The sequence below is a fragment of the Anaerolineae bacterium genome (genome assembly GCA_013178015.1).
GTDB lineage: Bacteria > Chloroflexota > Anaerolineae > DRVO01 > DRVO01 > Ch71.
In genome coordinates this window covers 1-12,131 of the sequence record JABLXR010000079.1, presented here as the reverse complement: position 1 = coordinate 12,131, position 12,131 = coordinate 1, and the positions used below count along the sequence as shown (strand labels likewise).

Genomic DNA, 12,131 nt, shown 5'->3' with positions numbered 1-12,131 from the left:
CCGACCGTTGTCTACAACCACTACGGTCGGGGGGTCTGTCTGGGTGCTGCTCAATGGCAGCAACGGCGGAGGGGGTAACATCGCCACCTGTTTCTCGGCCCGGGGCAGGCTGAAACTGAAAGTGCTGCCCTTGCCCACCTCGCTTTCTGCCCAGATACGCCCGCCATGCATGGCTACAAAGCGCTTGGCGATGGCCAGCCCTAACCCCTTGCCGGCACTGCCGAGGCTGTTGCCGGCGGCTCCTTGCGCTTGCTCGAACTCCCCGAAGATGCTCTCCAGTTGGTCGGGCGGAATGCCAGTGCCGGTGTCGGACACAGCTGTGACCACCTCCTCCTCATTCACAGACACCGAGACTGTTATGCGGCCCGTGGGGGTGAAGCGGCAGGCATTGGCCAGCAGGTTGAGCAACACCTGCTTGATACGCGTGCGGTCTATATACAGAGAAGGCAGATCGGAGGGCAGCGCAACCTGCAGGCAGACTCGCTCGCTATCCAGGAGCAATTTGGACACCAAGCTTGCTGCTTCCTCCACCAAGCCGGCCAAGTCTGTGTGCTGGCGGCGGATGGGCATCTTCAGGGCCTGTGCTCGTGCCAGGTCCAGGATGTCATCCACCAGGTCGCGCAAGTACTGGGCGCTATCGCCGATCTCGCTGATGTCTTGTCTCAACTGGGGTGGCCAGTTCATCTCCCCGTAGGCTTCGGGATAGCGCTGCATAACCTCGATGAAGCCCAGGATCACATTCAAGGGGGTGCGCAGTTCGTGACTCACGGTGGTGGCGAACTGCTCCTTCATCTGCCGAGCCTCACTCGCCTCCCGCTGGGCTAGGGTCAGCTCCGTGAGACTGCGCTTTAGCAGGCCATTGGCAACTTGCAGGGAGTGGTTGAGTTGGTTCACCTGCTGCTGGCGCAGGCTGAGCTGATGAGCATAATTGGCAAGCTGATCGCCCTGCTTCCACGCCTGCCTGAGCGCCAGGCGCACATCGCGCTCGCGCAATAACACCAGTCCAGCCACGGTGAGGATGAGCATTCTGTGCGTCCACTGGGTGGTGGCATCGGCAGCGTTGAGGGGAAGCAGGCAAGCGGCCAGGACGGTGAGCCCCGCCAGCCAGAAAGGTAACTGGAAGGCGGCCAATATCACGGGGATGACGAGGAACGGTGCCGCCGCTTCATAGCCCAGCAAGGTATGAGCAACGAAAGCTGCCAGCAGGGAGGAACTTACCTGAGCAGTAGCCAGCCATGTCGGTGCCCAATGAGTAGCAGCAAGTGCCAAACACAATGTGCCGTTGGCGATAACAAGCGTTACTAAGCGCAGGTCTTGATGCGGGTCGTAGATATCCCGCTGCCAGGCTGCCAAGCTCACAAGCGCAAATACCACAGCCGTCTGGCGCAATGTGCTCCCGCCAAGGTCTGTCCAGTTCTCGCGTCCTACCGTTTCGGTATTCGCTCGCATATGTGATGCCTCGTGCTAATCTCGCCGTTCGAGACGGGGAACACGCCGCCCTGGGGTGTGCCCCTTTTGGCTGGACAGTACTAGGTAGGTAGCTGAGCTAAGACAATCACCATGGTACGACCGGTTGGTGCGGTCGGCAATGACTGTATCAGTTGCACCTCTTGCAGCGATTGGACTCTAAGGCAGCCGGGCACTCTGCCGGAGGGACATACCCCGGCAATGAGCGTACATGCGTGCCGCTGGGGAGGGCATCGAGGAAGCACCCTGCAAGGAACACTTCTTCAGCCTGGTGGCCCCAGACGGTGACATTGACCGGCTGGTCACCAACGGCCCGGATGAGGCGTTGACCGCGCAGGTCGCTCAAGAGGCGAACGACGTGCGTTGGCGAGCCGAAGAACTGCACCAGCGGCTCAAGCAACTGACTGGTAGCGAGAAGTGTCAATGCCGCAAAGGGCGTTCGCAACGCGATCGTCTGGCTGGCTGCTCTCCTGCCTGGTTTCCACTGAAAGTCAGAGCGGTGCAGTTGCGCAAGACGCTGCATCAAGTCAAGGCCGACCTTCTGAGTGACTACTTGCAGGCTGAACTGCGCCACCCAGACGCAGCCGCCTGTGGCCCATCTTGAGCGACGGTCCGGTCTGCGTCCCAACTTCGGGGGCGGCTCGACACCCCGGCGGTGTCGCGATACCTTTGCCGCGGGGAGGTGGCTCTGGCCAAGCAGACTGGCATGTCTATGAGCTGCCATTGAACAGAGGCTCTTCTCATGCTTGGCGCACGGGGGACAGCAGGGCGAAGGCGTGGGCCAGAATGGCCGCGCAGTGGCGGAGGAGGCAGTAGGGCCCGTTGCCTGTGCAGGGCATCGCCGGCTGCGATCTTGTCCCGAAGATCCAGGGCCCCCGGCAAGGCGGCAGCAGCGGTTATCTCGTTGGTTTTGTGTCCCACAGCCACTTGCAGCAGCACGATGCCTTCCTTTGGTATATAGGCAACCAATAGGTGCACCCCCTCGGGGTCCTGGGCGTCCAGGGTGCCCTTGACTGAGCCTGTCGCAGTTGAGGCCAGTAGGCGATCTTCCCCCGGCAGCTTGGCCAGCACCACCAGCAGCAGCACTAGCGCCCGTGGATAGCGCTTGCCCTGACGGCGCCGCCCGTCCGCCAGCGCCTGCAGACGGCGCCACAGGCCGCTCACGTCGAAGGCAACCGGAGTGCCATCTGCCGCGTAGCGGCCAGCCACTTCTGTGCTGTACCTATGGGAGCCTCCTCGGTTGCTGTTGGCTCAGCAGCTCTGCAATGACCGAGTCTCACTTCGCATCCCCTCCGATAGCCTTCCCCACCTTCTCCCCCGGACCTGAGAAGGCCCTAGCCCCGGCAGCGTGTGGACTTGACTGCACGCGACGCTTTGGTATCCTTACTGTTAGTAATTGACATGGGGGTGCGACGGTGGGACAGAACTCGGTGGCTTCAGCTCTGCTATACCAGGTGCTCCAGCTCATGCGTATCGTCAAAGCGGATCTGGCGACGGGATCGGGGGGAGTGAGCGTATCCCCCTCCCAGTACCGTATCCTGCGCCGGCTTACCGAAGGGGAGGCGACCGTCTCTGAGCTGGCCGAGTGGAACGCAGTCACCCTGCCCACAGCCACCAAGATCCTTGACGTGCTGGTGGAGCGGGGCTGGGTCGAGCGGTGGCGTTCCAAGGAGGACCGCAGGTTGGTCTACGTTGGGTTGACGGAGAAGGGCAGGGAGGTACAGGCCGAGCTGGAGGAGCGGGCCACGGCCTCCATTGCCTCCGTGCTCAACCGGCTGAACGAAGAGGATCTGGCTGCTGTCAACCAGGGCGTAGCCGCCCTCAACCAGATTCTTGCCGAGGAGGAAAGAGGACGTCTGGCTCAGACGAGCGCGTCGTCCGCTAGAGACTAGGAGATGAGGGCTTTCTGGCGCATCCTCTCGTACATGCGCTCCTACCTCTGGCAGGAGAGCCTGGCCTTCCTCTCTATGCTCGGTATTGCTGGAGCCGGCCTAATCATCCCCGCCCAGATAGGCAGGATCGTGGACGAGGGCATCATTGCCGGCGACCGGGGCTTCCTGGCCGGTGGGGTGGCCATCGTGCTTGGGCTGAGCGTCTTGCGCGGGGCCCTGGTCTTCGTGCAGGGGTACCTGACGGAAAGCGTCTCTCAAGGCATCGCCTATGACATGCGCAACCAGCTTTATGACAAGCTGCAGCGCCTGTCTTTCAGCTACTACGATCAGGTAGAGACGGGGCAACTGCTGGCTCGGGCCACCAGTGACGTGGAGATGCTGCGGCGCATCACCGGACGGGGCCTTCTCATGCTGGCCAACGCCACTCTCACCACTCTGGGAACGGCGGTGGTGCTGGTGGCCATGAACCCGCTGCTCGCGCTCATCTCCCTGGCGGCGACACCCCTAATGGTGTGGGTGGTGCAGCGCTACGCTCGTGAGATTCGTCCCCTGACCCTGCAGGCTCAGAACCGCCTGGCTCTGCTCACCTCCCGGTTGGAGCAGAACCTCAAGGGACTGGCGGTGGTGCGAGCCTTCGCCCAGGAGCAAGCTGAGATGCGCCGCTTCGAGGAGGAGAACGCGCGGCTGTTCTCCGACAACGTGAGCGTGGTGCGGCTCTCCGCCTCCCGGCAGCCTCAGATCCGCTTCCTGGTGGATGTCTCCACTGTGCTGCTCCTGTGGGCAGGGGGGCGGCTGGTGATCGGTGGTGCTCTCACCCTGGGCGCTCTGGTGGCCTTCAACGCCTACCTCCTGAACATGATCCAACCCCTCCGTCGCTTCGGCTGGCTCACTTCTATGATCAGCTCATCCGTGGCCGGTGCCGAACGCGTTTTTGAGATCCTGGATGTGCCCGAGGAAGTGCAGAACGCCCCCGATGCTCAGCCCCTCCCTCCCATCGAGGGACGGGTGCGCTTCGAGAATGTCTCCTTCGGCTACCTGCGGGACCGGCCGGTGCTGCAGGACGTGTCCTTCACTATCGAGCCGGGCAGCGTGGTGGCCCTCCTCGGCCCCACCGGCAGTGGCAAGACCACCATCATCAACCTTCTCATGCGCTTCTACGACCCGTCCGCAGGGCGGGTCCTCATGGACGGTTTTGACATAAGCAAGGTCACCCTGGAGTCCCTCCGCCGGCAGGTGGGAATTGTCCTACAGGAGACCATGCTGTTCGGGGGGACGGTGCGGGAGAACATTGCCTTCGGGAAGTCGGACGCCACCGAGGAGGAGATCGAGCGAGCGGCGCGGCTGGCAGCGGCACACGACTTCATCATGGAGTTGCCCCAGGGCTACGACACCCTGGTGGGAGAGAAAGGCGTCATGCTCTCCGGCGGCCAGCGCCAGCGCATCGCCATCGCTCGCGCCGTGCTCAAGGACCCGCGGGTGCTCATCCTGGACGATGCCACCTCCAGCGTGGACTCGGAGACGGAGGTGCTCATCCAGGAGGCGCTGTGGCGGCTGATGCCCGGCCGCACCAGCTTCATCATCGCCCAGCGCGTCTCTACCGCCCGTCGGGCCGACGTCATCCTGCTTCTGGACCAGGGCAGGCTGGTGGACATGGGGACTCACGAGGAGCTTCTGGCTCGTTCCGGGCTCTATGCCGACATCTACCACAGCCAGCTCCTACCGGAAAGGCAGGGAGTAGTGAATAGTGGTGAGTGGTGAGTGACTGGGGCAATACTTCTCTCCACTGGTCGCGAGTCAGTGCTCAGTAGTCAGTACCGGGAGTAGTTTCGTGAGTTTCATGAGCGCCGGATTACAGGGTGGCCCGGGCGGGATGCTGCGGGCATACGGTGCGGCCGAGGCCGCTGAGGGCCTGAACTGGAAGGCTCTGGTGCGGCTGTTCGGGTTCGTACGCCCCTACCGCAAGGCGCTGGTGGCGGCTTTGGTCGTCATGGTGGTGGCCTCCGGAGCCCAACTGCTGGGGCCCTACCTCATTCGTTCCGCCATAGACGACCAGATCCGCACCGGCAACCTAGCGGGGCTGGACCGGGTGGCGCTGGCCCTATTGGCTACCTACCTGATCGGCGCCTACGCCTCCGCCCGTCAGGAGTTCCTGGTGGGGGAGATGGGTCAGGCGGTGCTTCGGGACATGCGCGGCCAGCTGTTCGATCACATGCAGCGCCTGGACATGTCCTTCTACGACCACGAGGATGCCGGGAAGCTCATTTCTTATGTGGTGAACGACGTGGCCGTCATCAACGAGCTTCTGGCCAGCGGCGTCGTCACCCTAGTAGCTGACGTGCTCATGCTCACCGGCATCATCGGCATAATGCTCGCCCTCAACGCCCGGCTGGCCCTGCTCTCGTTCTCAGTCCTTCCCCTGATGGTTCTGCTGACCTGGTGGTTCTCCCACCGGGCGGCCCGCACCTATCGCCTTACCCGGCAGAAGATAGGGGTGATGGTGGGCCGCCTGGCCGAGGACCTGTCTACCGTGAGGGTGATCAAGGCCTTCGCCGAGGAGGACCGCGCCATCAGGCAGTTCGAGCACACCAACCGCGAGAACCGAGACGCCAACATAGCCGCTATCGCCCTAGCCTTCGCCTTCCGACCAGGGGTAGACCTGCTGGCGGCGGGGGCGTCGCTCATCGTTCTGTGGTTCGGGGGGCTCTGGGCGGCGGCCGGCCTGGTGTCGGTAGGGACTATCGTGGCCTTCCTCAACTACGTCACCCGCTTCTTCACGCCCATCCAGGAGCTGAGCCAGCTCTTCACCACCGTCCAGGCGGCAGCCGCCGGGGGTGAGCGCATCTTGCGTCTATTGGACACCCCGCCTGCGATCCTCGACGCGCCGGATGCGGTGGAACTCCCCCCACTGCGGGGGGAAGTGGAGTTCCGCCACGTGTACTTCTCCTATGACCGGAAGGAGCCGGTTTTGAGCGACGTTAGCTTCCGCGTGGCCCCGGGGGAGCGGGTGGCCATCGTCGGGGCCACCGGGGCCGGCAAGAGCACCATCGCCAAGCTGGCCGCCCGCCACTACGACGTGGACTCAGGGGCCGTGCTCCTGGACGGCCACGACGTGAGGGGAGTTACCTTGGCCTCTCTGCGAGGGCAACTGGGGGTGGTGCCTCAGGAACCCTTCCTCTTCGCCGCTTCCATCGCTGACAACATCCGCTTCGGCAACCCCGAGGCCACGGACGAGGAAGTGCGGGAGGCGGCCCGCCTGGCCCGGGCCGACATCTTCATCGAGGCCCTGCCCCGGGGCTACGACACCTGGGTGCAGGAAGGGGCGGTGAACCTCTCCCTGGGCCAGCGCCAACTCATCTGTCTGGCTCGGGTTATGTTGACTCGACCCAGTTTGGTGATCCTGGACGAGGCCACCTCGAGTGTAGACACTCAGACGGAGCGGTTGATCCAGGAAGCCATGAACGAGCTGCTATCAGGGCGCAGCGCCATCGTCATCGCCCACCGGTTGGCGACGGTGCGCGAGGTGGACCGTATCATCGCCCTGGAGGGCGGCCGCATCGTGGAAGAGGGGACGCACGACGATTTGGTGGCCGCGGGCGGCCTCTACAGCCGGCTCTACCACACCCAGATGGCCCTGGCGTGAGCGAGGGATCGAGCAAGCAGGCAGCTGCAGGCCGCCGCTGAGGGCCTGCGGCCGGGGTGTGGGGCGGGCGGGTCGGTCCCAGGGCCTTCTACACCGGACGCGAAGACGGCGCCCGTACCGCCCCGGCCAGGTTCGCTCGCATTCTGGCTCAGACGCCGCGTGTGCTCAAGCGGCTGTCTTGGGCTGGAAGAGGATGCGGAGCCGCACTCCCCAGGCGGAGCACTTCTCGTGATGGGTGGGGCCTACCGAGGAGTGCGCATGGCGAGGTGCCCCCAACCCCGGACCAGTCTCGCCCCGCCCGTCCCCTTCACGAGGTGACTCCGAACTCGAGCGCGTTCATGGCTGCCTCAGCGGCGGCAGGAAGCCAGTGGCCGGATCGGGCTCCGCCCCTGCAGGGCGGGGCCGTACTGCTTGCTTTCCCCCTGCCCGACGGTCAGGGCAACGGCCTTCTCGAGGAAGTCATCCCAGGTCTAGGCTGTCCTTCTCGAAGGCAACGATCACCCCCTCGTAGACAGGTACCTCAACGTCCATGACGGCGAAGCGGACGCCGGTGCGCCGGCCGGCAACGGTGAGGCTCACCACCGTTGGCTGGGGAAGGGACGTGGGCCCGGAACCGGGCCCACAACTGCAAGCGGCCGCAAGCAGGGCAAGAGCACCCAGAACCAGTAACGTCTTCCCTACCTGTACACCTCGGCTCTGATAGAAGCGCGCGCGATAGAGTCCTCCAGATGATGCTCGCATCGGAGGGCGAGCGAGATAGGACCCTGCCAAGCCGGGCGGAACACCCAGCAGTTGGCCGACGTCCGAGAAGTCCGCGGCTGATGGTCAGCCCCGCTGCACCCGAGGCCCGGGCATCCGCTCCAGGGGCTGCCCTTCTTCCTTGAAGTCCAGTATTCCCCCGCTGACCGGCCACTGCCGCCGGCACGCGGGGCACAGTACCCGGCGCGGTTCTTCCTCCAGGGGGCCGTGGCAGTGCGGGCAGCCCAGCAGGTGAGAGGGCTCGGGCGCAGCCGGCTTGCGGGCCCGAGCCCGGACCAGGATGCTGGGCGTGAGAGGGTAGAGCGACGCTAGCGGGCGCAGGAGGTTCTCGAGGCCGGCCAGGCTCCGCGGCGAGAAGCGCCGTTTGAGGGGAGCCCAACGGAAGAGGGAGAGCGCGCTCCATCGCTCGGCCTCCAGCCCGGCGTCGGCCAGGTGGGTGCGGATGTAGGCGGGATGGAAATCGAAGTTGAGCTCGGCGAACTCCACCGGTTCCAGGGTGAAAGGGTTCCAGGGCTGGCGGCGGGCCAGGTAGCGGATCACGGCCTTGAGATGGCGCTTACTGGCGAACTCGAGCAGGTAGGGCGCCTCCGGCCGCAGGATGCGATGGGCCTCGGCCAGGGCGGGGCGTATGTCGCGAAGGTGATGGAGGACGCGCACGGTGACCACGGCGTCGAAGGCGTCGGCGGCCAGAGGGAGGCGCCGGATGTCTGCCGCCACGTAGGTGAACCGGGGATCATGGGCGTGATCCTCGCGAGCTTGGCGCAGCAGGGTGCGGGAGAAGTCCACCAGGAAGACGCGTTCATAGCCGGCGTACAAGGCCGCCAGCCGGCCGAAGCCTGCCCCCAATTCGGCGACGGCCCCGCCCTGCGCAGGCAGCAAGGCCGCCAGCGCCTGCCGCTCTACCAGGTCCTCGTACTGACGCTCCCTGGTCCAGAAGCGCTGTCTATAGTCGCTGCCTTCGTAGTCGCAGAACTCCCGCATCGTCTCTCCCGGTCTCTGTTTCACGTGAAACGGTTGTTGGCTGGAGCGTGCACCTGGTGTGTGACGGCGGAGGTCATCGGGCGGGCCGCGGTCGGCGAGTGTTTCACGTGAAACATGCTGCTCGCTTCACTTGCGCGAGCGGAAGATCGAGATCAGCAGCCAGAACCCGAAGAAGCCCGCAGCCAGGAAGGTGAGGGCACCGATAGGGACGCGGGCATTCACCAGCGGTATCCGCCAGATGGCCACGTCCGGCCCAGCGGCCAGCAGTATGGACGAGCCCAGCACCAGCGCTGCCACCACGATGGCGAAGGAGAGCCGGTTCCCCAGGTCGTTGATCCGTCGAGTGACCTGTTCCAGCCGCTGCACCTCCACCCCGAACACCATGCGGCCCTGCTCTAGTCGCTCCAAGAGGAGATCGCTTCGGAGCGGCAGGGACTGCACCAGGTGCCGGGCCTGCTCGGCGAAGTCCAGTCCCTCACGAGCCAGCTGCGAGGGACGGAAACGTCTCCGCGCCAGTTCCTCGAGATGGGGTCGGACTTCCTCCACCATCTTGAACTCGGGGTACAGCTGGCGGGCCACCCCATCGAGGAGTATGAGCGTCTTAGCCAGCAGCGCCAGTTCGGAAGGCACCAGGATGCGATATTCCCGGGCGGTGCCGAAGATCTCCGTCAGTAGCTCGCCCAGCGACACCTCTCTCAGCTCGATGCCGTGGAACCGGAGCAGCAGCCGGCGCAGTGCCTGCTCCAGCGCCTCCACTCGGCCGTACTCCTGCATGGCTCCCATACGGAGCATGACCGTCGCCATCCGCTGAGGGTCTTGCTCTACAAAGGCCATGAGCATGGCCCCCAGGCTCTCGCGCATCTCAGGAGTGAGGTAGCCGACCGTGCCGAAGTCCACCAGGGAGATGCGGTCGTCGCTGATCAGGATGTTCCCCTGGTGCGGATCGGCGTGGTAGAAGCCATCCTCGAAGATCATCTGGATGTACATCTGGGTGCCCAAGGCGGCCACGGACCGCAGGTCGTAGCCTGCCTGACGGAGCGCCTCCCTATCGGTGAGTCGGATGCCCTCCACGTAGTCGGTGACCAGCACCCGCCGGGTGGTGAGGTTGTGGTATACGCGGGGCACGTGGGCGAAGTCGAGTCGGCGTAGGTTGTGGCGGAGCCGGTCGGCGTTGCGGCCTTCCAGGGCAAAGTCGAGCTCGTTCAGGAGGGCGAAAGATATCTCCTCCACCAGATCGGCCAGGTGGCGCTCGCGAGCCACCGCGAGGCGGCTCTCCAGAAAGCTGGCCTGATCGCGCAGGATGTCGAGGTCCGCCTGGACCAGTTCCTGAATGCCGGGCCGCTGCACCTTGACTGCCACCACCTGTCCGTCGGGAAGCCAGGCCCGGTGTACCTGTGCCAGGCTGGCTGCCGCCACTGGCTGACGGTCGAACTGGGAGAAGAACTCGTCTAGCGGCGCTCCCAACTCCTGCTCGATGATCGCCGCGATGGTCTCAGGCGGCTCGGGCGGGGCGTGATCCCACAGCCGGGCCAGTTCGTCCAGATACTCAGGCGAGAGCACGTCGGCCCGTCCGGCCAGGATCTGCCCGATCTTGATATAGGTCGGCCCCAGTTCCTCCAGGGTGTGCCTCACCCGCTGGGGCAGGGTCATGCGGCCGACCTCGGGGCGCGGGCGCGCCGCCCGAAGCAGCAGTCGCCGGGGGATGATGTCCAGGAGTCGTAGCTCCTGCACCACGAAGTCCAGGCCATTGCGCCCCAGGACGCGTACGATCTCGCGCAGCCGGCGCAGCTCGCGCAGCCGGCGCTGGGCCGAGGCCAGGAACCAGGTGGAGGAGGGTTGGTACGTCATACTGCCAATTATACCCACGCCCTGCGGCCCATGACAGCGAACGTTCCCTTCGCGCTCCTTGCGGGTACCCCAAGGCGGGTGTATCGTGTCAGAGTCGGTGCCCGTGGCGGCAGGCACGGGTCAGTCCGAAGTGATATGTACAAGTGATACGTGAGTAGTGGTGCATGATGCGTGGGCCAGGTGTGCTGCACGCTGCCGGTCACGCATCACTTGTCAGGGGGCGTCCATGTGCCAGGCTAAGGTCTACCTGACGGCCAACGGCTCGCCCGAGCTGGTGGCTGAAGATGTGATCATGCTGGAGGAGGTGCCCCAAGGGGTGCGCCTTTCCACCTTTTTCGACGAGCCTCAAGTGGTGCGGGGCCGGGTGAGGAGGGTGGACTTCCTCAAGCACATTGTGGACCTGGTGCCCGTCGAGGAGGCAAGCGATGGCGGATGAGCGGGAACGGCTGAAGGTGCTGCTGCCCCACTGGATGGAGCACAACGCCGAGCACGCTGAGGAGTTCCGCCGCTGGGCCGAGCGCGTCCGTGGCGTCGGTGGCGAGAGCGCCGCCGACCGGATCATGGCCGCGGCCCAGGCCATGGAGAAGGCCATCGCTGAGCTGGAGGCGGCGCTCGCCTCCCTGGAAGGCGCGGGATAGGCGGTGTCCTGCTACGAGAAGTTCCGCGATGAGCTGAGGGCCCACGGCTTCCGGCTCACCCCCCAGAGGGAGGTCGTGCTGCGGGCCCTGCACGAGCTGCCCGAACGCACCACCACCGCCGAGGCGCTGCACGAGCGGGCCTGCCGGCGCGATCCGGGGCTGGATCTGGTCACCGTCTATCGGACCCTCGAAGTCCTGGCGGAGATAGACTTCGTCAAGTGCATCGAGACCGGCCGCAAGGAGCGGCTATGGGAGTTCCTCGGTGCCGAGAGCCCGCATCCCCACCTGCTCTGCCGCTCGTGCGGCCGGCTGTACGGCGTGGACGAGGAGGAACTCGCCGCCCTGCGGCAATACCTGCGGGAGCAGTATGGCTTCGACGCCGACTTAGGCCAGGTGACCATTCCCGGCTTGTGCCCGGAGTGCCGCCGGACCCCCTAGAGCGCTCGGCTGGCCCTACGGCCTGGCCTCCGGGTCCAGCCCGGAGCCGCTGTTCGTCCCACGGGCCTGAGCTCATGCCTCGGTTGGATGCATGTCGGTAATGTGAACGGCGGCGTACAGGGGCCTGTTCTCAGGGCGTCAGGGGCCCGGACACCGTGGCGGACTGATGGCAGCATGCCTACCCCATGAGCCGATCCGGTGCCTGTACGCCATCACCGGTCGGTCGGGCGAATACGAGATGTTCAGTATCACGACATCGCTGACACTTTCTATCAGGACATGGTTGACACTCTTGGGGCATACTCCCCATGCGCACACAGGAGGGGAGCATGCCCTGGAAGGAGAGCTCAGCCATGGAAGAACGCATCCGTTTCGTAGTTCTGGTCCATCAAGAGGACCGTCCCTTCAGCGCCCTGTGTGAGGAGTTTGGCGTCAGCCGCCAGACCGGCTACAAATGGTTGAGGCGCT

At 65.0% G+C, this 12,131-nt stretch carries 11 protein-coding genes; 8 read left to right on the top strand and 3 right to left on the bottom strand.

Going from position 1 to position 12,131, the window contains the following annotated elements; all coding sequences use genetic code 11:
- Nucleotides 1-1,449: HAMP domain-containing histidine kinase (locus HPY83_18915; GenBank protein NPV10022.1), on the bottom strand; the 1,449-nt coding region annotated here is incomplete at its 3' end.
- Between the two features lie 229 nt (nt 1,450-1,678).
- Here HPY83_18915 and HPY83_18910 point away from each other — a divergent pair.
- The 4 genes from HPY83_18910 to HPY83_18895 all read left to right on the top strand — a co-directional run bounded on the left by HPY83_18910 (nt 1,679) and on the right by HPY83_18895 (nt 6,999).
- Nucleotides 1,679-2,071, top strand: a complete 393-nt coding sequence (locus HPY83_18910; protein NPV10021.1) for a hypothetical protein — start codon at nt 1,679-1,681, stop codon at nt 2,069-2,071.
- Nucleotides 2,072-2,882: 811 nt separating this feature from the next.
- On the top strand, nt 2,883-3,359 hold the full coding sequence (locus tag HPY83_18905; protein ID NPV10020.1) for a MarR family transcriptional regulator: 477 nt from the start codon (nt 2,883-2,885) through the stop codon (nt 3,357-3,359).
- 3 nt (nt 3,360-3,362) lie between these two features.
- Nucleotides 3,363-5,117, top strand: coding sequence for an ABC transporter ATP-binding protein (locus tag HPY83_18900; GenBank protein NPV10019.1), 1,755 nt, complete (start codon nt 3,363-3,365; stop codon nt 5,115-5,117).
- A 79-nt stretch (nt 5,118-5,196) separates the two neighbouring features.
- The gene (locus HPY83_18895) at nt 5,197-6,999 is read left to right on the top strand and encodes an ABC transporter ATP-binding protein (GenBank protein NPV10018.1); all 1,803 of its coding nucleotides are present in this window, start codon (nt 5,197-5,199) and stop codon (nt 6,997-6,999) included.
- An 825-nt stretch (nt 7,000-7,824) separates the two neighbouring features.
- Here HPY83_18895 and HPY83_18890 read toward each other — a convergent pair.
- The gene (locus HPY83_18890; GenBank protein NPV10017.1) at nt 7,825-8,739 is read right to left on the bottom strand and encodes a methyltransferase domain-containing protein; all 915 of its coding nucleotides are present in this window, start codon (nt 8,737-8,739) and stop codon (nt 7,825-7,827) included.
- A gap of 126 nt (nt 8,740-8,865) precedes the next feature.
- Nucleotides 8,866-10,587: a hypothetical protein gene (locus tag HPY83_18885; GenBank protein ID NPV10016.1), complete on the bottom strand. Its 1,722-nt coding sequence runs from the start codon at nt 10,585-10,587 to the stop codon at nt 8,866-8,868.
- A gap of 226 nt (nt 10,588-10,813) precedes the next feature.
- Between HPY83_18885 and HPY83_18880 the strand changes: the two genes are divergently transcribed.
- From HPY83_18880 to HPY83_18865, 4 genes are all read left to right on the top strand, one after another.
- Nucleotides 10,814-11,023, top strand: a complete 210-nt coding sequence (locus HPY83_18880; GenBank protein ID NPV10015.1) for a CooT family nickel-binding protein — start codon at nt 10,814-10,816, stop codon at nt 11,021-11,023.
- Entirely contained in the window at nt 11,013-11,225 is a 213-nt protein-coding gene (locus HPY83_18875; protein NPV10014.1) for a hypothetical protein, read from the top strand. Before HPY83_18880 ends, HPY83_18875 begins: the two co-directional genes overlap by 11 nt.
- Before the next feature lie 3 nt (nt 11,226-11,228).
- Nucleotides 11,229-11,663, top strand: a complete 435-nt coding sequence (locus HPY83_18870; protein NPV10013.1) for a transcriptional repressor — start codon at nt 11,229-11,231, stop codon at nt 11,661-11,663.
- Between the two features lie 329 nt (nt 11,664-11,992).
- A partial coding sequence (locus tag HPY83_18865) for a helix-turn-helix domain-containing protein (GenBank protein NPV10012.1) occupies nt 11,993-12,131 on the top strand: 139 nt, incomplete at its 3' end.